The sequence below is a fragment of the Streptomyces sp. NTH33 genome (assembly GCF_003236365.1).
GTDB lineage: Bacteria > Actinomycetota > Actinomycetes > Streptomycetales > Streptomycetaceae > Streptomyces.
Genome location: NZ_POTZ01000079.1, coordinates 1 through 20,870 on the forward strand (window position 1 = coordinate 1; position 20,870 = coordinate 20,870).

The 20,870-nt window shown below is 71.1% G+C and carries 14 protein-coding genes and 2 pseudogenes; 12 read left to right on the top strand and 4 right to left on the bottom strand.

Annotated features, from left to right (window positions below):
- From C1I97_RS10815 to C1I97_RS10835, 5 genes are all read left to right on the top strand, one after another.
- Nucleotides 1-1,924 (top strand): alpha/beta fold hydrolase (locus C1I97_RS10815; RefSeq protein WP_309147792.1); only part of this gene is annotated, 1,924 nt, incomplete at its 5' end.
- Nucleotides 1,921-2,562, top strand: a complete 642-nt coding sequence (locus tag C1I97_RS10820; RefSeq protein ID WP_181446672.1) for a hypothetical protein — start codon at nucleotides 1,921-1,923, stop codon at nucleotides 2,560-2,562. The genes C1I97_RS10815 and C1I97_RS10820, both read left to right, overlap by 4 nt.
- Nucleotides 2,563-2,735: 173 nt before the next feature.
- Nucleotides 2,736-3,497 (top strand): class I SAM-dependent methyltransferase, encoded by a 762-nt coding sequence (locus C1I97_RS10825; protein ID WP_111003012.1) that lies wholly within the window; start codon nucleotides 2,736-2,738, stop codon nucleotides 3,495-3,497.
- A gap of 3 nt (nucleotides 3,498-3,500) precedes the next feature.
- Entirely contained in the window at nucleotides 3,501-5,303 is a 1,803-nt protein-coding gene (locus tag C1I97_RS10830; RefSeq protein ID WP_111003013.1) for an ABC transporter ATP-binding protein, read from the top strand.
- Nucleotides 5,300-6,790, top strand: a complete 1,491-nt coding sequence (locus C1I97_RS10835) for a phytoene desaturase family protein (protein WP_111003014.1) — start codon at nucleotides 5,300-5,302, stop codon at nucleotides 6,788-6,790. Before C1I97_RS10830 ends, C1I97_RS10835 begins: the two co-directional genes overlap by 4 nt.
- 155 nt (nucleotides 6,791-6,945) lie before the next feature.
- Here the strand turns inward: C1I97_RS10835 and C1I97_RS10840 are convergent, their stop codons facing one another.
- Nucleotides 6,946-7,932, bottom strand: coding sequence for a helix-turn-helix transcriptional regulator (locus C1I97_RS10840; protein ID WP_181446673.1), 987 nt, complete (start codon nucleotides 7,930-7,932; stop codon nucleotides 6,946-6,948).
- A 286-nt stretch (nucleotides 7,933-8,218) separates the two neighbouring features.
- Here C1I97_RS10840 and recD2 point away from each other — a divergent pair, with 286 nt between their 5' ends.
- Both recD2 and C1I97_RS10850 read left to right on the top strand, forming a co-directional pair.
- Nucleotides 8,219-10,483, top strand: a complete 2,265-nt coding sequence (recD2, locus tag C1I97_RS10845) for an SF1B family DNA helicase RecD2 (protein WP_111003022.1) — start codon at nucleotides 8,219-8,221, stop codon at nucleotides 10,481-10,483.
- Nucleotides 10,484-10,736: 253 nt separating this feature from the next.
- Nucleotides 10,737-12,026: a citrate synthase gene (locus C1I97_RS10850; RefSeq protein WP_111003016.1), complete on the top strand. Its 1,290-nt coding sequence runs from the start codon at nucleotides 10,737-10,739 to the stop codon at nucleotides 12,024-12,026.
- 664 nt (nucleotides 12,027-12,690) lie between these two features.
- Here C1I97_RS10850 and C1I97_RS10855 read toward each other — a convergent pair.
- A complete protein-coding gene (locus tag C1I97_RS10855) occupies nucleotides 12,691-14,958 on the bottom strand; it encodes a heavy metal translocating P-type ATPase (protein WP_111003017.1) in 2,268 nt (755 codons plus the stop codon).
- Between the two features lie 56 nt (nucleotides 14,959-15,014).
- Nucleotides 15,015-15,254, bottom strand: coding sequence for a heavy-metal-associated domain-containing protein (locus C1I97_RS10860; RefSeq protein ID WP_111003023.1), 240 nt, complete (start codon nucleotides 15,252-15,254; stop codon nucleotides 15,015-15,017).
- Nucleotides 15,255-15,438: 184 nt separating this feature from the next.
- Between C1I97_RS10860 and C1I97_RS10865 the strand changes: the two genes are divergently transcribed.
- Nucleotides 15,439-16,482 (top strand): zinc-dependent alcohol dehydrogenase family protein, encoded by a 1,044-nt coding sequence (locus C1I97_RS10865; protein WP_111003018.1) that lies wholly within the window; start codon nucleotides 15,439-15,441, stop codon nucleotides 16,480-16,482.
- Between the two features lie 25 nt (nucleotides 16,483-16,507).
- Here C1I97_RS10865 and C1I97_RS10870 read toward each other — a convergent pair whose 3' ends face one another.
- On the bottom strand, nucleotides 16,508-16,708 hold the full coding sequence (locus tag C1I97_RS10870; protein WP_111003019.1) for a helix-turn-helix transcriptional regulator: 201 nt from the start codon (nucleotides 16,706-16,708) through the stop codon (nucleotides 16,508-16,510).
- A gap of 379 nt (nucleotides 16,709-17,087) precedes the next feature.
- Here C1I97_RS10870 and C1I97_RS41320 point away from each other — a divergent pair.
- The 4 genes and pseudogenes from C1I97_RS41320 to C1I97_RS10890 form a co-directional block, all read left to right on the top strand.
- Nucleotides 17,088-17,228, top strand: a pseudogene (locus C1I97_RS41320) (5-deoxy-glucuronate isomerase); the annotation flags it as partial.
- Between the two features lie 32 nt (nucleotides 17,229-17,260).
- Nucleotides 17,261-17,456: pseudogene (locus C1I97_RS41325) on the top strand (3D-(3,5/4)-trihydroxycyclohexane-1,2-dione acylhydrolase (decyclizing)); the annotation flags it as partial.
- Nucleotides 17,457-17,470: 14 nt separating this feature from the next.
- Nucleotides 17,471-18,973, top strand: a complete 1,503-nt coding sequence (mmsA, locus tag C1I97_RS10885; protein ID WP_111003020.1) for a CoA-acylating methylmalonate-semialdehyde dehydrogenase — start codon at nucleotides 17,471-17,473, stop codon at nucleotides 18,971-18,973.
- A 184-nt stretch (nucleotides 18,974-19,157) separates the two neighbouring features.
- The coding region (locus tag C1I97_RS10890) for a S15 peptidase family protein (protein WP_181446674.1) at nucleotides 19,158-20,870 on the top strand (1,713 nt) is incomplete at its 3' end.

Genomic DNA, 20,870 nt, shown 5'->3' on the forward strand with positions numbered 1-20,870 from the left:
CACCCCGGAACCGCCGACCCCGGGCACCCTGGAGGCTGCCGTGAAACTGCCGGGAAAGCTGGCATCCGCGCTGTTCGGGCCCATACCCGTCTCGCGTGACCGCGCTCTGGGCGCATCGGAACGACTGAGTGCCCTGACCTCGCTGACGTCCAGCCTGGAGTACCTGAGCCAGCGCAGCAACATGCGGAAGGGAGGGCTGAACGACTGGAGCGTCGCCCGGGACGTGCATGTTGCCTCCACCCGGCCCACCCGCCGCTTCCTCGACCTGGTGAGCAACGAGAAGACCACGACCGCCCTCCACGTCGCCCGTGTCGCCGTCAGCGCGGGGCTGCTGCTGCCCGGCAAGGCGCGTTGGCGCGGTGCGGCCAACGTCTTCCTCGGCCTCAGCAACGCCGCGCTGTACCCCCGCCACCGCTACGGCACCGACGGCTCCGACCAGGTGTCCACCCTGGTCCAGACGGCCACCGGCCTGGCCCGGCTGTCCTCCTCGGAGCAGGTTCAGGACACCCTGATGTGGTACGTGGCCCTCCAGGCCAACATGTCGTATCTCATCTCCGGCTGGGTCAAGCTGCTCGGCGCGCCCTGGCGCGACGGCTCCGCGCTCCCCGGGGTCATGCGCACCAAGACCTACGGGCACGAGGGCTTCTTCAAGCTGACGCAGAAGTACCCGGTGCCCGCCCGGTACCTCGCGCACGGTGTGCTCGCCCTCGAGTGCCTCTTCCCGCTGGCCTACGCCAAGGGCGGACTGCTCGCCCGGCCCATCATCGCCAGTGCCGCGGGTTTCCACGTGGCCAACGGTTTCCTGATGGGCCTGGGACGCTTCGTGACGGCCTTCACCTCCATGCACCCCATGGTGGCCTACACCAGTACCCCCAAGGACCATCCCGCGGTCGCCGGCCGGGACGACCGTGCCCTGGCGACCGTGCTGGTCATGGGTGCGGGCGCGGTCGCCACGGCGGCCGCCGTGGCCGGCATGCGACGGACGCGGGCGACCGACCGGTACCCGGGCACCCGCAAACTCGTCACCCGGCACGGCAACATGCTCACCTACGAGGCCCGGGTGACGGAGGAGTCCTCCGCTCCGGTCGTCGTCTTCGTCCCCGGGATGGCCTCGACGTCCGAGCACTTCGGCTGGATCACCGACACCCTGGTTTCGGAGAGCGACCTCGACATCCTCACCTACAACCGGGCCGGGTACGCCGCCAGCACCTACGCCGGGGGCCGGGAGTACACCCTCCAGGAGTCGGCCGACGATCTGGCCGACCTGGTGGCCGGGGCGGTCCCGGAGGGGCGGAAGGTCGTGATCGCCGGTCACTCGCTGGGCGGGGAGATCGCGCGCCGGGCGGCCAAGCAGCTGGGCGACCGGCTGCACGGCCTCGTCTACCTGGACAGTTCCCACCCGGGTGAGCTGATCCGCTCGCCCCAGCAGAGCGATTCCGCGAAGAAGTTCAGCGACGGCCTGAACCTGTTCGTGGGCAGCCTGCGGGCCGGCCTCGGCGTGCTGCTCGTTCGTCCGGGCTGGGTGAACAACCTGCCGGCGAACTACCGCTCGCGGGCCTTCGCCCAGTACGCCGACACCCGGCTGTGGACGGCCGGCCAGCGGGAGTGGAAGGCGACCGAGAAGGACTTCCGGTCCTTCGACGGCGAACTCGGGGAGATCGACGCCCACGCCCTGGTGATCTCGGCCCAGCAGACGGTGGACCGGGACCCCGAGCACCTGCTCATGCACCACGAGCTGGCCGACGCCCATCGCCGCCGGGGCAAGGTCGTCACCACGACCGTCATCGAGGGAGCGGACCACGACACCATGCTCACGGACGCGCGGTTGAGCACCCAGGTGGCCCGGCAGATCAAGGAGTTCGTCACCGAGATCGCACCGGCCGCGGGCACCGCGCCCCGAACCGTGAAGGAGGACGCGCGATGACCACGGCACCGAAGTCGCAACCGCTGCTGGCCCGTGCCCTGACCGGCCCGGGGGCACTCACCCGGGTGGCGACCGCGGCCCTGCTGTTCGGCACCCTGGCCGCCCAGCACCCGAACCCCGGTTTCCACCGGGTGCAGCGGCTGGACATCTTCTCCGCCCTGTTCCCGAACTGGCGGTTCTTCGCCCCCACCCCCGCCCAGCACGACTACCACTTCTTCTACCGCACCCTGGACCACAGCGGCGAGACGTCGAAGTGGAAGCTGGTCGACGTCATCTCCGGGCGGAAGTTCCGGCAGATCGTCTGGTTCCCCGGGCGGCGTCCGGAGAAGGCCGTCTTCGACATCTGCAGTGAATTGATCACGGCGCTCGACAAGGGCTTCGACGCCATCGTGCCGCTGCCCGCGTACCGCATTCTCGCCAACTATCTGCGTCATGAGATCGGGCAGACGCCGGGATCCGCCACGATCAAGGGATTCCAGTTCACCCTGACCAGGGCCACCGGATACGACAATTCGAACGAACCCGACATCATCTTCGTCTCGCCCTACACCCCGATGTCGCCGGAACACGACTCCACTGCGCGACCGCGCACCAGGGTCACACCGGTAACGTCGAGCCCGTCAAAAGTGAAGTTCTGAGTGATATGCGATGAGCCCTCGACGAAGGAATGTTCCCGGAACCATGTCTGCAGCAACGATCACCATCTTCGCCATCGCCATCATCATCGTCGCGGCGATTGCCTGGAAAACCATGAAGTAACCGAGACCAGCGTGACGAAAAACCCGTGAGCGACGAGGTAGGAGGCCTCCGTATGGACGGCGTGCAGGACATCGGCTACGGACGAATATTCGCGGGATTCTACGACCGTATCTTCCCGAAGGACGGCTATGCCGACCTGGCCGCGGAGAAACTCGCGGGTCTGCACCCCGGGGGCGGTCTGGGCACCCTCGAACTGGGTGTCGGGACGGGGCGGATCGCCATTCCGCTCTCGCAGCGCGTCGGCCCCGTCCGCGGGGTGGACTCCTCCCCGGAGATGCTCGAAGAGCTCCGCCGGGACCTCAAGGAGAAGGACGCGCCCGTCACCCCGGTGCACGGGGACATCCGCACCTATGAGGACGACGAGCAGTACGGTCTGGTCTACTGCGTCTGCGCCACCCTGTCCATGATCCTGGACCCCGATGAGCAGCGGGAGGCCATTCGCCGTGCCGCGGCCCGGCTCGCGCCGGGGGGCACGCTGGTGGTGGAGACCTGGAACCGCTCCGGTGTGCTGGAGATGTTCGAGGGCAAGGACCGCACCTCGTACTTCATTCCGTACCCGGAACCCAACACCGGTCTGCTCACCTACTCCCACCTGATCCGGGACCGGATGCTGTGGCAGGCGTCGCACATCTGGTTCGAGAACGGCTCGTCCCGTGTGGGCACCGAGACGGCGCGGCTCACCACGCCCGAGGAGGTGGAGGGCTTCGCCGTCGAGGCGGGGCTGACCCCGGGACAGCGAGTGGCGGACTGGACGGACGCGCCCTGCACGGAGAAGTCCCCGCTGTTCATCGCCGGCTATTCACGGGAGAAGTGAGCGATGGCGAGCGCAGCGGCCACGGCAACCCCGCTCCACAACGAGAAGCAGACAGTCTGGGTCATCGCGCGCCAACACCGAAAACTCCTCGTGGCCGGAGTGGTCCTGGGGCTGCTCGGAGTGGCCGCCGCGCTCGGCCAGCCGCTCGCCATCGGCGAGCTGATCAGGGCCGCCGGCACGAACGGCTCACTGACCGGGCCGATCCTGCTGATGGTGGCGCTCTTCTGCGCCGACGCGGGCCTCTCCGCGGTGCAGGCGTACATCATCGGGCGGGCCGGCGAGGGAATCGTCCACGGGGTGCGGCACCGTGTCGTCGGCCGGCTGCTCCGTTCCGACCTCGCCCGTTTCAACGAGTACCAGCAGGGTGACCTCTTCACCCGGGTGGTCACGGACACCTCCATGGCCCGGATCGCCCTCACCCAGAGCCTGGCCCAGCTGGTGATCAACGGTTTCATGGTCCTCGGCGGCGTCGTGCTCATGTTCTTCATCGACGTGTGGCTCATGCTGCTGACCCTGGGCTGCCTGGGCGTCGCCAGCGTGGTGTCGATCGCGTTCGCCCGGCGGCTGCGGAAGGTCGCCGTGCAGAACCGGGAGGACACCGGGGAGTTCGGGTCGGATCTGCAGCGCGTGCTCACCGCGCTGCCCACCGTCAAGGCCTCCCGGGCGGAGGCCCGGGAGCAGGAGCGGCTGGCCGAGCGTGCCGAGGTCGCGCGCCGCTCGGGGGTCAGGGTCAGCGCGCTCGGCGCCATGCTGACACCGACGATGAACGTCGGCATGCAGGTGTCGCTGGCCGTCGTGTTCGGTGCCGGAATGAGCCGGGTGGCCCGCGGCACGATGGCCGTGGCCGACCTCACGACGTTCGTGATGTTCCTGTTCTACCTGGTCTCACCGCTGGTGCTGTTCTTCCTCTCGGTGGGGCAGTTCCAGCAGGGACGCGCCGCCATCCAGCGGGTCGACGAGCTCTTCGACATCCCCGAGGAGACCCTGGCGACCGAGCCCGCGCAGCACGGCCCGCGGGCGGTTGTCCCGGGCACCCCCGCCGTGGAGTTCCGGGGAGTCCACTTCTCCTACGGCCGTACGCCGACTCTGACCGGAGTGGACCTCACCGTGCCGGCCCGGGGCCTGACCGCGATCGTCGGGCCGTCCGGAGCGGGCAAGACCACACTCTTCCAGCTCATCGAACGGTTCTACCGGACCGACGAGGGGACCATCCTGGTCGGCGGCCGGGAGATCTCCGGACTCTCCCTCGACACCCTGCGCGGCCTGGTCGGCTACGTGCAGCAGGACAGCGTCGCGATGCGCGGCACCATCCGGGAGAACCTGATCTACGCCAATCCGTCGGCCGGTGAGGACGAGATCCGCGAGGCCGTGGAGATGGCCGGCCTGAAGGACGTGCTGGACGCCCTGCCGGACGGGCTGGAGAGCCCCCTCGGCGAGCAGGGCAACGGCCTGTCCGGCGGCGAGCGCCAGCGGCTCTGCATCGCCCGCACCCTGCTGCAGAAGCCGGCGGTCATGCTGCTGGACGAGGTCACCTCGAACCTGGACTCCGACTCGGAACTGGCCTTCCGGCACACGCTGCGCCGGGTCTCCGGGCAGTGCGCGGTCGTGGCGATCGCCCACCGGATGTCCACCGTGGTCGAGGCCGACCGGATCGTGGTCCTCGAGGACGGGCGGGTCCGGGCCGTCGGAAGCCACGAGGAGCTGATGGAACGGGACGAGCTGTACCGCCGGCTCGCCGGCTCCCAGCTCGGCTCGGAGCACGGCGCTGACCGGGTCGCCGTGCCCGCCCAGCGAGGTGGTGCATGACGGACGCGGACGTCGCGATCGTGGGCACCGGGCCCAACGGCCTGGCCGCCGGAGTGACCATGGCCCGCGCGGGGCTGCGCGTGGAGCTCTACGAGGCGGCCGGGACCATCGGCGGCGGGCTGCGCAGCGAGGCCCTCTTCGACGACCGGATCGTGCACGACATCTGCTCGGCGGTGCACCCGATGGCCGCCGCCTCCCCCTTCTTCCGGGAGTTCGACCTGGCCGCCCGGGGAGTGGAACTGCTGCACCCCGAGATCAGCTACGCCCACCCCCTCGACGGCGGGCGGGCGGGCCTCGCCCACCGCGATCTGGACACCACCTGCGCCGGCCTCGGCCCCGACGGGGAGCGCTGGCGGCGGCTGATGGAGCCCCTGCTGGCCCGCAGCGAAGGCGTGGTGGACCTCCTCCTGTCCCACCAGCGCTCCCTTCCCCGGGACCTCGTCGCGGCCGGCCGGCTGGCGCTGCGCGTCCTCGCCCACGGCAGCCGCACCCAGGCCGGCGGCTTCACCACCGAGGAGGCTCCCGCGCTGCTCACCGGCGTCGCCGCGCACGGCGTCGGCAAGCTGCCCAGCCTCGCGTGCGCGGCCGTCGCCATGCTGCTCGGCCACCTGGCGCACGGCACCGGCTGGCCCGTGCCGCGCGGCGGCAGCGTCCGGATCGCCGAGGCCCTCGCCGACGACATCACCGCACACGGCGGCACCTTCCACACCGGCCACCGCGTCACCAGCCTCAAGGAGCTGGCGGGCGCCCGCGCCGTCCTCCTCGACACGAGCGCGAAGGGGCTGCTGGAGATCGCCGGGGACGAGCTGCCGCACCGCTATGCCCGGGCCCTGGAGCGGTTCCGCTACGGGCCGGCGGCGGCCAAGGTCGACTTCCTCGTCTCGGAGCCGATCCCGTGGGCCAACCCCGATGTGGGACGCGCCGGAACCGTGCACCTCGGCGGCGTCCGGGCCGAGATGGTCCGCCAGGAGACGTCGACGGCGCGGGGGATCGGGTCGGACCAGCCGTTCGTCCTGCTCGTCGACCCCGCCGTCGCCGACCCGGGACGCGCCCTGCCCGGCAAGCGCCCGGTGTGGGCGTACGCGCACGTGCCCAACGGCGACGACCGCGATCCCGTGGAACTGGTGCGCTCCCGTATCGAGCGGTACGCCCCCGGGTTCGGCGACACCGTCCTGGAGCAGCGCGGTGTCCCCGGCGCCGAGTACGAGACGTACAACCCCAACTACGTGGGCGGGGACATCGGGTCCGGTGCCATGACCCTGCGTCAGAGCATCGCCCGGCCCACGGCCCGCCTCGATCCCTACACCACACCGCTGCCCGGCGTCTTCCTGTGCTCGTCCGCCACCCCACCGGGGCCCGGCGTGCACGGAATCCCCGGTTGTCTGGCGGCGAGATCCGCGCTGCGCCGCCGCTTCGGCATACGCGCGGCACCGTACCTGGGCCCTCGGGCCCGGTCGGAGGCCGGATCACGGCCGGGGGGCACCTGACGGTGGAACCCGTGCGCCGGGCCCGCCCGGCCCCACCGGGAAGGACCGCGCCGTGCCGGACGGCGGCCCGGAGACGGTCCGGGCCGCGATCCGAGCGGCGTCGGAGAACAGCGGTCCGCACGGTCGGCACCCGGCGGGTAGAGGCCGCGGCTCCGTCAGATCCAGCCGCGCTCGCGGGCCAGCAGGGCGGCCTGCGCCCGGCTGCTGGCCCCCAGTACGTGTTTCAGGTCGGCGACATGGCGGCGGTAGGTCCGCACCGACACCCCGATGCTGCGGGCCCCGGCCTCGTCCTTGCCCACGGTGCACATCGCCTCGAGCACCCGTTTCTCGACGTCCGAGAGCGCCGGAAGCTCCTCGTCGCCGGAAGTGCTCGGCAGGTCCTCGGCCTGGCTCCAGATCCGCTCGAACAGCGCGATGATGGTGGAGATCAGCCCTTCCTCGCGGGCGAGCAGCGCACCGCACGCGGTGTCGTCCGGGTTCACGGGGACCACGGCGGTCCGCCGGTCGTAGACGAGGATCCGTTCCGAGATGTCGTCGGTCACCCGGATCCGCGCTCCGTGCGAGGCCAGTTCCCCGAGGTAGGCGAAAGTGGGCGGATGCTCCAGAGCGGCACGGAGCACGATGCTGCGGATCCGGACGCCCCGGCGCAGGCAGCGCATGTCCAACGGGCGGGCGTGCTCGATGTTCTCGGGCGACAGCGCTTCGTACGGCTCGACGGAGAGGATCTCCTCGCGGGCGAAGAAGGCCAGGTCGTCTATGCGGCTGCGGATCTGGTCCAGGCCGGTGAGCTGCTCGACGCCCAACGGGACGGGCGCCTCGGGGGTCCGTTCGGCCAGCAGGGAGTCGACCAGGTGCCGGGAGCGGGTGACCTTCCGCAGCTCCTGGTGGAGGTCGTGCAGCCGCATGTCCATCAGCCGGCCGACGGCGGCCTCCGGGTCGGTGGCGGCCCACCTGTCCGGGCCGGTTTCCCGCAGGAGACCCAACTCCCTGAGCCGGTCGAGCTGTTCCTTCGCCGTCCCCGGGTCCGTGTGGACCAGCAGGTGGATGGAATCAGTGGACGTATCGGGATTCCGAAGAAAATGCCGGTACATCTTCTCTTCGCCCTCGCTCACCCCGAGGATGCTCATTTCGTGAGCGCTCAAGCTCTCCCCCAGTCAATACGTCGGAACAGTGGCGTGCGTACTGGTCATGCGCTGGACGCGCGATACACCCACCAAGACAGCAAGCGGAGGATAAATAAGTACCGGCGAGTAAGAATCAAGTAAGAAACAACAGGAACGGAAATTTCACATTCCCGTGCGGGGCTTTCCTGTGGAATTCCGAACAAACCTGACGCATCCGGATTCGGTCTCCGAGCCGACGGCGTGCTCCTGGGCCGGGGCGCCCCGGCCCTCGCCGCTGTCACACCCCGGCGGTACCGTCACGTTCATGACCACGGAGGCGAGTCGTGCGGGGCAGGCCGGTGCCGGAGAGCGGCGTTCGGCCGTACTCGAGGGCGTCCTGGAGCGGATCACGTACGCCAACGAGGAGAACGGCTACACGGTCGCCCGGGTCGACACCGGCCGGGGCGCCGGTGACCTGCTCACGGTGGTCGGCGCGCTGCTGGGGGCCCAGGTGGGGGAGTCGCTGCGGATGGAGGGGCGCTGGGGGTCCCACCCGCAGTACGGCAAGCAGTTCCAGGTCGAGAACTACACGACCGTCCTGCCGGCCACCGTCCAGGGCATCCGCCGGTACCTCGGCTCCGGGCTCGTCAAGGGCATCGGGCCGGTCTTCGCCGACCGCATCACCCAGCACTTCGGGCTGGACACCCTGAGGATCATCGAGGAGGAGCCCGAGCGGCTCATCGAGGTCCCCGGCCTCGGCCCCAAGCGGACCAAGAGGATCGCCGACGCCTGGGAGGAGCAGAAGGCGATCAAGGAGGTGATGCTGTTCCTGCAGACCGTGGAGGTGTCCACCTCCATCGCGGTGCGCATCTACAAGAAGTACGGCGACGCCTCCATCTCCGTCGTGAAGAACCAGCCGTACCGGCTCGCCGCCGACGTCTGGGGCATCGGCTTCCTGACCGCCGACAAGATCGCCCAGTCCGTCGGCATCCCGCACGACAGCCCGGAGCGCGTCAAGGCCGGACTGCAGTACGCGCTGTCGCAGTCCGCCGACCAGGGCCACTGCTTCCTGCCCGAGGAGCGGCTGATCGCGGACGCGGTCAAACTCCTCCAGGTCGACACCGGGCTCGTCATCGAGTGCCTCGCCGAGCTCGCACAGCCCGCGGAGGACGGCGGCGATCCCGGCGTCGTACGGGAGAAGGTGCCGGGGCACGACGGTGGTGACCCGGTCACCGCCATCTACCTCGTGCCCTTCCACCGCGCCGAGCTCTCCCTCTCCGCCCAGCTGCTGCGCCTGCTGCGTACGGACGCCGACCGGATGCCGTCCTTCCGGGACGTGGCCTGGGACAGGGCGCTGAGCTGGCTGGGGGGCCGTACGGGGACCGACCTCGCCCCCGAGCAGGAGGCGGCCGTGAAGCTGGCGCTGACCGAGAAGGTGGCCGTGCTGACCGGCGGCCCCGGGTGCGGCAAGTCCTTCACCGTGCGCTCGATCGTGGAGCTCGCCCGGGCGAAGAAGGCGAAGGTCGTGCTGGCCGCGCCCACCGGCCGCGCCGCCAAGCGGCTGTCCGAGCTCACCGGCGCGGAGGCCTCCACCGTCCACCGTCTGCTGGAGCTCAAGCCCGGCGGGGACGCCGCGTACGACAGGGACCGGCCGCTCGACGCCGACCTCGTCGTCGTCGACGAGGCGTCCATGCTGGACCTGCTGCTGGCGAACAAGCTGGTCAAGGCCGTGCCCCCGGGAGCCCACCTGCTGTTCGTCGGGGACGTCGACCAGCTGCCCAGCGTGGGTGCCGGGGAGGTCCTCAGGGACCTGCTGGCCGAGGCCGGCCCCATCCCCGCCGTCCGCCTCACGCGCGTGTTCCGCCAGGCCCAGCAGTCCGGCGTGGTGACCAACGCCCACCGGATCAACGCCGGGCAGCACCCGCTCACCGACGGCATGAAGGACTTCTTCCTCTTCGTCGAGGACGACACGGAGGAGGCCGGCCGGCTCACCGTGGACGTGGCCGCGCGCCGCATCCCGGCCCGGTTCGGGCTCGACCCGCGCCGGGACGTGCAGGTGCTCGCGCCCATGCACCGCGGCCCGGCGGGCGCCGGCACGCTGAACGGCCTGCTCCAGCAGGCCGTCACCCCGGGCCGGCCGGATCTGCCGGAAAAGCGGTTCGGCGGACGGGTTTTCCGCGTCGGAGACAAGGTCACTCAGATTCGCAACAATTACGAGAAGGGGGAGAACGGTGTCTTCAACGGCACCGTGGGCGTGGTCACCTCGCTCGACCCGGTCGACCAGCGCCTGACGGTGCTGACGGACGAGGACGAGGAGGTTTCGTACGAGTTCGACGAACTGGACGAGCTGGCGCACGCGTACGCGGTGACCATCCACCGTTCCCAGGGCAGTGAGTATCCCGCCGTGGTGATCCCCGTCACCACCGGTGCCTGGATGATGCTCCAGCGCAACCTGCTCTACACGGCAGTCACCCGGGCCAAGAAGCTGGTCGTCCTCGTGGGTTCGCGCAAGGCGATCGGCCAGGCGGTGCGCACGGTGTCGGCGGGACGGCGCTGCACGGCACTGGACTTCCGGCTCGCAGGGGGCTGAAAAGCACCGCCCACAGGGCCGGAACCCGATTTCTGACGCGGCATCACCCAAAATGATCGATCAAGCGAGTCGTAAAGGTCACACAGCACTTCCCGTGGCCGGATCGAGCGGGCAGGATGAGCAGATTGGCGGCACTGAGTGCCGTCAATGGGCCCAAGGGTCGACCCCGAGTGCACTCTCCTGAGCCAAATGGGGGATGGTAGAGACAGTCAGGGCACCTCGAAGATGAGGCACTACGTCGGTGAGGGAAGACGTGAGCGACAACTCTGTAGTACTGCGGTACGACGGCGGCGAGTACACCTACCCGGTGGTTGACAGCACCGTCGGCGACAAGGGCTTCGACATCGGGAAGCTGCGCGCCCAGACCGGTCTGGTGACTCTGGACAGCGGATACGGCAACACCGCCGCGTACAAATCCGCCATCACCTATCTCGACGGTGAGCAGGGCATCCTTCGGTACCGCGGCTACCCGATCGAGCAGCTGGCCGAGCGCTCCACCTTCCTGGAGGTGGCCTACCTGCTGATCAACGGTGAGCTGCCGACCGTCGACGAGCTGGCCTCCTTCAAGCACAAGGTCACGCAGCACACCCTGCTGCACGAGGACGTCAAGAACTTCTACACGGGCTTCCCGCGCGACGCGCACCCGATGGCGATGCTGTCGTCGGTGGTCTCGGCGCTGTCGACGTTCTACCAGGACAGCCACAACCCGTTCGACGAGACGCAGCGCAACCTCTCCACCATCCGCCTGCTCGCCAAGCTCCCGACGATCGCGGCGTACGCGTACAAGAAGTCGATCGGTCACCCGTTCGTCTACCCGCGTAACGACCTCGGCTACGTCGAGAACTTCCTGCGCATGACCTTCTCGGTCCCCGCCCAGGAGTACGAGCTGGACCCGGTCGTCGTCTCCGCGCTGGACAAGCTGCTGATCCTGCACGCCGACCACGAGCAGAACTGCTCGACCTCCACGGTCCGCCTGGTCGGCTCCTCGCAGGCCAACATGTTCGCCTCGATCTCGGCCGGCATCAGCGCGCTGTGGGGCCCCCTGCACGGCGGCGCCAACCAGTCGGTGCTGGAGATGCTCGAGGGCATCCGCGACTCCGGCAACGACGTCGACACCTTCATCCGCAAGGTGAAGAACAAGGAGGACGGCGTCCGCCTGATGGGCTTCGGCCACCGGGTCTACAAGAACTTCGACCCGCGCGCCAAGATCATCAAGGCTGCCGCGCACGATGTGCTCTCCGCGCTGGGCAAGGAGGACGAGCTCCTCGACATCGCCCTGAAGCTGGAGGAGCACGCGCTGTCCGACGACTACTTCGTCGAGCGCAAGCTCTACCCGAACGTCGACTTCTACACCGGTCTGATCTACCGGGCCATGGGCTTCCCGACCGAGATGTTCACGGTCCTGTTCGCTCTCGGCCGGCTGCCGGGCTGGATCGCCCAGTGGCACGAGATGATCAAGGAGCCGGGCTCCCGCATCGGCCGCCCGCGCCAGATCTACACGGGCGTGGTCGAGCGCGACTTCGTTCCGGTCGAGGAGCGCTGAGGCAGGACCCTGCCGGCGTCATCGGGCCCCGTATCCGCGCGGTCGCGGCGGATGCGGGGCCTCGTGCCGCCCGTGAAGAGCCCCTGAGCGGGCGGAAGGCTCACGAACAACACGAACAACACGAAAAGCGGAAGGCGCCCTGGCACGTCGGTCCCCCCACGGGCCGACGACCAGGGCGCCTTCCCATGTCCCGGTGCGGATTCCCCCCACGGGATCCGGCCGGGCGTCCATGAGGACCAGCGCCTGAATCGCTGTGAGCACAACGAGCAGAACTCGCCGCGCCCTTCTTGTACCGCAGTCGTACTGCCGGTGCGATCTGCCGGGACAGCGCACGCACGGGAGGGCCGCTCAAAGCTTCCCGCTGTACCTGCCCCGGCAACGCATCTCCGAGGAAGTCCCCCAAGACATCCCCGGATGCCGGTCGGCGCCCCCCAAGACGCCTCCCGGCATGACATCGCCAACTTAGACCTTCGAATCCCTTCGAGGGTTACGTTCACATCGTTGTGATCTGTGTCTCTTGCATATGTCCGTTAGGTACGCAAGAGCCCAGGTATGGCGAACGAGACCCCAGCGTAAGGATGATGCGCGAGCCTTGTGAAGAGCTTATGTGAGGCGCGCGTCGGACTCCAGGGGGACTCTTACTTCCGTCAGAAGTGGCACGTGCTCAACGGAAGGTACGCAGTCGCAGACTGTTCGTCACCACGAACACCGAGGAGAACGCCATCGCCGCCCCCGCGATCATCGGGTTGAGCAGGCCGGCGGCGGCCAGCGGCAGCGCGGCCACGTTGTAGCCGAAGGCCCATACCAGGTTGCCCTTGATGGTGGCCAGTGTCCGCCGGGACAGCCGGATGGCGTCCGCGGCCACCCGCAGGTCGCCGCGCACCAGCGTCAGGTCGCCGGCCTCGATGGCGGCGTCCGTGCCGGTCCCCATCGCCAGGCCCAGGTCGGCGGTGGCGAGCGCGGCGGCGTCGTTGACGCCGTCGCCGACCATGGCCACGGTCCGCCCCTCGGCCTGCAGCCGCCGGACGGCGTCGACCTTGTCCTGCGGCAGCACCTCGGCGATCACGTCGTGGGGGTCGATCCCGACCGCCCGTGCCACGGTCTCGGCGACCGCGCGGTTGTCCCCGGTCAGCAGGACGGGGCGCAGTCCCAGGTCGCGCAGCTGCCGTACGGCCTGAGGGCTGGTCTCCTTGACCGCGTCGGCCACGGCGACGACACCCCGTGCCGTCCCGTCCCAGCCGACGACGACCGCCGTACGGCCCTCGCTCTCGGCCTCGCGGCGGGCGCGGGCCACCTCGTCCGGCAGCTCGGCGGTGAGGTCGGCGAGTCGGCCCACGGCCACGTCGTGACCCTCCACGCGCCCGCGTACGCCCCGTCCGGGGACGTTCTCGAAGTGCTCGACCGGGGGCAGCGGCCCCACCCGCTCCTCGGCGCCGGCGGCGACGGCCTTGGCGATCGGGTGCTCGGAGGCGTGCTCCAGGGCGCCCGCGAGGCGCAGCAGCTGCTTCTCGTCGGTGCCCTCGGCGGCGTACACCTCCTGGAGGGTCATACGGCCCGTGGTGACCGTTCCGGTCTTGTCCAGCACGACGGTGTCGACGCGGCGGGTGGACTCCAGCACCTCGGGGCCCTTGATCAGGATGCCGAGCTGGGCGCCCCGGCCGGTGCCGACCATCAGTGCGGTCGGCGTGGCCAGGCCCAGCGCGCACGGGCAGGCGATGATCAGCACCGCGACGGCCGCGGTGAAGGCCGCGGTCACGTCACCGGTGACGAACAGCCAGGTGAGCAGGGTGCCCAGGGCGATGACCAGGACGACCGGCACGAAGACCGCCGAGATCCGGTCGGCCAGCCGCTGCACCTCGGCCTTGCCGTTCTGTGCGTCCTCGACCAGCTGCGCCATGCGCGCGAGCTGGGTGTCCGCGCCGACGCGGGTGGCCTCGACGACCAGGCGGCCGCCCGCGTTGACCGTGGCGCCCGTGACGGTGTCGCCGGCGCCGACGTCCACCGGCACCGACTCGCCGGTCAGCATGGAGGCGTCGATTGCCGAGGTGCCCTCGACGACCGTGCCGTCGGTGGCGACCTTCTCACCGGGCCGCACCACGAACCGGTCGCCGACGGCCAGCGCCGACATCGGGATCCGCACCTCCGCCCCGCCCCGCAGGACGGCGACGTCCTTGGCGCCCAGTTCCATCAGCGCCCGCAGCGCGGCCCCCGCCCGCCGCTTGGAGCGGGCCTCCAGATAGCGGCCGAGCAGGATGAACGCCACGACTCCGGCGGCGACCTCCAGATAGATCGTGGAGGCCGCGTCCGTCCGGGAGACGGCGAAGCTGAACCCGTGGCGCATGCCGGGCATGCCCGCGTCACCGAGGAACAGCGCCCACAGCGACCAGCCGAACGCGGCGAGGGTGCCTATCGAGACGAGCGTGTCCATGGTGGCGGCGCCGTGCCGGGCGTTGGTCAGGGCCGCCCGGTGGAACGGCAGGGCGCCCCAGACGACGACCGGCGCGGCGAGGGTCAGCGAGAGCCACTGCCAGTTGTCGAACTGCAGGACCGGGACCATGGCCAGCAGGACGACGGGGACGGCGAGGAGCGCGGAGACGGTCAGGCGCTGACGCAGGGAGACCAGCTCGGGGTCCTGGGGCGCCTGCTCCCCGGCCGGCCGCGCTTCCGGTTGCGGCGGCGGGGGTTCCTCGGCGGTGTAGCCCGTCTTCACCACGGTGGCGATCAGGTCGTCGACGGATACCCCCGCCGGGTAGGCGACCTTGGCCTTCTCCGTGGCGAAGTTGACCGTCGCGGTGACGCCGTCCATGCGGTTGAGCTTCTTCTCGACGCGGGCCGCGCAGGACGCGCAGGTCATCCCGCCGATGAGCAGCTCGACCTCGGCGAGGTCCGGCCGGTCGGTCATGGGCGTCTGTGTGGTGGCGGGGGTGTTCATCCGTGGGACTCCAGACGGCGGACGGGGGAGGGAGGGACGGTTCGGCCGGTCTTCCGTCAGGCCGTGCCGACGAGCTCGAAGCCGGCCTCGTCCACGGCGGCGCGCACCGCCTCCTCGTCGAGCGGGGCCGCGGAGACGACGGTGACCTCGCCGGTGGAGGCGACGGCCTTCACCGAGCTGACGCCGGGCAGCTCGGAGATCTCGGCGGAGACGGACCCCTCGCAGTGTCCGCAGCTCATCCCGCTCACCTTGTAGACGGTGGTGACGGTGTCCGGGGTGCCGGTCCGGTCGGTCATGTCGTACTCCTCGGTCGTGATGGACGGGGTGCACGGGGCCATGGGGGCCTCGCTTCTCTTCAACACTATACCCCTAGGGGGTATTCCTCCAAGGAGCCGCGCCCTGGGGCCCGGGGGCCGCGTACTACGGTTTCGCCGGAAGCGGCGAGCCGCGGGGAGACCCCGGCGGAAGGCGAGGCGGCGGATGCGGGCTGTGGTGTTCGAGCGGTACGGGGAGCCGGCCGAGGTGCGCGAGGTGGCCGACCCGCGGCCCGCGGAGCACGGGGTCGTGGTGCGGGTCGAGGCGACCGGTCTGTGCCGCAGCGACTGGCACGGCTGGCAGGGCCACGACCCCGACATCACCCTGCCGCACGTGCCGGGGCACGAACTCGCCGGAACCGTCGAGGAGGTGGGTCCGCGGATGACCCGCTGGCGGCCCGGCGACCGGGTCACCGTGCCCTTCGTCTGCGCCTGCGGCACCTGCCCCGCCTGCGCGGCCGGCGACCAGCAGGTGTGCGAGCGGCAGACCCAGCCCGGCTTCACGCACTGGGGCTCCTTCGCCCAGTACGTGGCGCTCGACCACGCCGACGTGAACCTGGTCGCCGTACCCGGCGGGCTGTCCTCCGCGACGGCGGCCTCGCTCGGCTGCCGGTTCGCCACGGCGTTCCGCGCGGTGGTCCAGCAGGGCCGGGTCGCCGCCGGCGAGTGGGTCGCCGTGCACGGCTGCGGGGGCGTGGGCCTGTCGGCGGTGATGGTCGCGGCGGCGTCGGGGGCCAGGGTGGTGGCGGTGGACGTGTCCGCCCGGGCCCTGGAACTGGCGCGGAGATCCGGTGCCGAGCAGTGCGTGGACGCCACCGGTGTGCGGGACACCGCGGAGCGGGTGCGCGAGGTGACCGGCGGCGGCGCCCACCTCTCGCTCGACGCGCTCGGCTCGCCCGCCACCTGCGCGGCCTCGGTGAACGGTCTGCGCCGCCGGGGCCGCCATGTCCAGGTCGGCCTGCTGCCCTCCCCGACGGGCACCACCCCGGTGCCCATGGCGCGCGCGATCGCCCTGGAGCTGGAACTCCTGGGCAGCCACGGCATGGCCGCGCACGCCTACCCGCGGATGCTCCAGCTGGTGGAGGCCGGTGTGCTGCGGCCCGATCTGCTGGTGACGTCGACCATCCCCCTGGCCGCCGCCCCGGACGCGCTCGCGGCGATGGGGACGGCACCGGGGTCCGGGGTCACGGTCGTCGAGCCGTGGGGCTGACCCGGTTCGGGACGGAAGCGGAGCCTCAGTCGGCTCTGCGGCCGCGGTTGCCGGGCCGGGCGGCGACCCAGGCGCGGACGGTGTCGGCGTACCAGTAGGGCTTGCCGCCCTCCACGTGATCGGGCGGCGGCAGCAGCCCGTGCTTGCGGTAGGACCGCACGGTGTCCGGCCGCACCCGGATGTGCGCCGCGATCTCCTTGTACGACCAGAGCCTTCGGTCGGTCATGTACACCTCCCCACGCGCGCCACGGCGGCGGCCGGGGAGGCCGTCGGGGGAGCCGGGCGCTGCACTGGTGATCACCAAGCCTGTGCTCGGTCAACGACGCTCCGTGCACATCGGCAAGCGCCTGTCGTCCGGGTGTGACCGAGGGCGCGCACAGGTGCGACACGTGTGACACGGCCGAGGTCTTTGTGACACATCTGAGGCGATCCCCTCTCACTTTCGTCCGAATGTCCGGACAAACCATTGACATGGCCCGTGCCCGGCACTAGAACCGGTGTGGACGGCCGGTGGACGGTACGGACACACGGACGCACGGCCGCACAGAGGACGAAGAGTTCCCCCTCCCGGGCGGCGAGGGCACGGTGGGCGAAGACCCACGCGCCCCCGCGGCGCCCGGACACCGATCGCCTCCGGCGCGGGAGGCCGCTTCGCCCTGGCAGGAGCGAAGTGCGAGCGTCGACTCCCCGCCCGCTACGGCCCCGCGCCGGAGGTCCCCGACCAGAGCGCAGGGAGCGGGTGCCGCATGCCGGGCAGGTACAGGATCCGTACGAAGGCCTCGCCGTGGCGTGCGCCGCGGACACCCCCACATGTGTCTATGCCGAAACGGAAACCGCAGACACAGTGTCGGGCGCGCCCGGCGCGCGAGGCTGGTGGGATGTACGTGTGGCCGACACCGCGGCCCGACCGCCGGCGGTCCACGGCACATGAGCTGTACGAACGGCAGGTCTCGACCCGACGCCGCCATCTGTGAAGGAGTAACCGGGCATGACGAAGATCGTCAACCACTGGATCGGCGGGAAGACCGCCGAAGGCGCCTCGGGAACGTACGGGCCGGTCACGGACCCGGCGACCGGCGCCGTCACCACGAAGGTCGCGTTCGCCTCCGTCGAGGAGGTGGACGCCGCGGTCGCCGCCGCCAAGGACGCCTACGCCACCTGGGGGCAGTCCTCGCTGGCCCGGCGGACCTCGATCCTGTTCAAGTTCCGCGCCCTGCTGGACGCCCACCGCGACGAGATCGCCGAGCTGATCACCGCCGAGCACGGCAAGGTGCACTCCGACGCGCTCGGCGAGGTCGCCCGCGGCCTGGAGATCGTCGACCTGGCCTGCGGCATCACCGTGCAGCTCAAGGGCGAGCTGTCCACCCAGGTCGCCACCCGTGTGGACGTGGCCTCGATCCGGCAGCCGCTGGGCGTGGTCGCCGGCATCACGCCGTTCAACTTCCCGGCGATGGTCCCGATGTGGATGTTCCCCCTCGCCATCGCCTGCGGCAACACCTTCGTGCTCAAGCCCAGCGAGAAGGACCCGTCGGCCGCGATGAGGATCGCCGAGCTGCTGGCCGAGGCCGGGCTGCCCGACGGCGTCTTCAACGTCGTGCACGGCGACAAGGTGGCCGTCGACCGGCTCCTGGAGCACCCGGACGTCAAGGCGGTCTCCTTCGTCGGCTCCACCCCGATCGCCCGCTACATCCACACCACCGCCTCCGCCAACGGCAAGCGCGTACAGGCCCTGGGCGGCGCCAAGAACCACATGCTGGTCCTGCCGGATGCCGACCTGGACGCCGCCGCCGACGCCGCCGTCTCGGCCGCGTACGGCTCGGCGGGCGAGCGCTGCATGGCCATCTCGGCCGTCGTGGCGGTCGGTGTGATCGGCGACGAGCTGGTGGAGAAGATCCGCGAGCGCGCCGAGAAGATCAAGATCGGCCCCGGCAACGACCCGGCCTCCGAGATGGGCCCGCTGATCACCGCCGCCCACCGCGACAAGGTCGCCTCCTACGTGAAGGGCGCAGCCGATGAGGGCTGCGAGGTGGTCCTGGACGGCACCGGCCACACCGTGGAGGGCTACGAGGACGGCCACTGGATCGGCATCTCGCTGCTCGACAAGGTGCCCACCAGCGCGAAGGCCTACCAGGACGAGATCTTCGGCCCGGTGATGTGCGTGCTGCGCGTGGACACCTACGAGGAGGGCGTGGCCCTCATCAACGCCTCGCCGTTCGGCAACGGCACCGCGATCTTCACCCGGGACGGCGGCGCCGCCCGCCGCTTCCAGCTGGAGATCGAGGCCGGCATGGTCGGCGTCAACGTGCCGATCCCGGTCCCGGTGGGCTACCACTCCTTCGGCGGCTGGAAGGACTCGCTCTTCGGCGACCACCACATCTACGGCAACGACGGCACCCACTTCTACACCCGCGGCAAGGTCGTCACCACCCGCTGGCCGGACCCGTCCGAGGCCCCGGCGGGCGTGGACCTGGGCTTCCCGCGCAACCACTGACCGTCACCGCAGGCGACGAGGCCGTCCGGCATCCGGACGGCCTCGTGCGCGTGGCGGCGCCGCGGAGCGGGGGCGTGTACCACGGCCGCGGTATGCCGCGGCGGGCCCGTACTCCCCGGGGAGGGGCCGGGGTTCGGTCCGGAGGCGGCATCGGTCGCCGGCGGTGGCCCGTACGGTGGAAGGCATGGATCTTCGACTGCCCGGACTTCGTGGGCTGCTGCGGAGGCCCCGGCGGCTGCTGGCCGCCGGGGCCGCCGTCGTCGTGCTCGCCGGTGCCGGTACGTGGGCGGCGGCCGTCTCCGACGGCCCGCCCCCGGTGCGCCGCGCCGACCAGGTCATGACCATGGGCGACGGGGTGCGGATCGCCACCTCGTACTTCACCCCGGCCGGTGCCGGACGGCACCCCGCGGTCCTGATCGGGCACGGCTTCGGCGGCAGCAAGGACGACGTACGGCGGCAGGCGGAGGACCTCGCCGCGGACGGGTACGCGGTGCTGACCTGGTCGGCGCGCGGCTTCGGCGGATCCACCGGGAAGATCGGGCTGAACGGCCCCGACGCCGAGGTCGCCGACGTCTCGAGGCTGATCGACTGGCTGGCGAAGCGGCCCGAGGTCGAGCTGGACGGGCCCGGCGACCCGCGCGTGGGCGTGACCGGTGCCTCCTACGGCGGCGCGATCTCCCTGCTCGCCGCCGGGCACGACGACCGGGTGGACGCCATCGCCCCGGCGATCACGTACTGGAACCTCGCGGACGCCCTGTTCCCGAACGGCGTCCTCAAGAAACTGTGGGCGGGCTGGTTCATCAGCGCCGGCGGCGGCTGCGCGAGGTTCGAGCCCGCGCTGTGCCGGATGTACGAGCGGGTCGCCGAGTCCGGGAAGCCGGACGCCGAGGCCCGCGGGCTGCTTCAGGAGCGGTCGCCGTCCGCCGTCGGCGACCGCATCAAGGTGCCGACGCTGCTGATGCAGGGCCAGTCCGACTCCCTCTTCCCGCTCGGCCAGGCCGATGCCGCCGCGAAGGCGATCCGGGCGAACGGCGCCCCGGTCGACGTCGACTGGATCGCCGGCGGCCACGACGGCGGCGAGCCGGAGACCGACCGGGTACAGGCGCGCGTGAAGACCTGGTTCGACCGCTACCTCAAGGGCGACAGGAGCACCGACACCGGGCCCGCCTTCCGCGTCACCCGCACCGGGGGCGTCGACTCCACCGACGGCAGGGCCCTGCTGCGCGGCGCGAGCGGCAGCGCGTATCCGGGACTGGGGAGCGGGCAGCGGTCCATCGCCCTGAGCGGGGGCGAACAGCGCCTGGAGAACCCGGCGGGGGCCAGCCCGCCCGCCGTGTCCTCGCTGCCCGGCCTCGGCGGCTCCGGCTCACTGTCCCGGCTGTCCTCGCTCGGCGTCGGCGTGTCGCTGGACTTCCCCGGCCAGTACGCGAAGTTCGACTCCGCGCCCCTCGGCGGCGACCTGCGCGTCACCGGGTCGCCGACGGCGACCGTCCACGTCAGGTCGACGAGCGACGACGCGGTGCTCTTCGCCAAGGTGTACGACGTCGGGCCGGGCACGGCGCGTCCGGTGCTGCCCGCCCAGCTGGTGACCCCCGTGCGCGTCGAGGGCGCCAAGACCGGCAAGGACGTCACCCTCACCCTCCCGGCGATCGACCACGAGGTGCGCAAGGGCCACCGGCTGCGCCTGGTCCTCGCCGCCACCGACCTCGGCTACGCCTCCCCGACCGCCCCGGCCACGTACACCGTCACCCTCAGGAGCGAGCTGAAGGTGCCGACCGCACCCGGGGTGACCACCGCGGCGGCGCCGCTGCCCGCTTGGGTGTGGTGGCTGCCGCTCGCCGGCGCGGTGGCCGCGCTCGCCCTGCTGCCGGCCGCCCGCCGCCGCACGGCCGTGCCC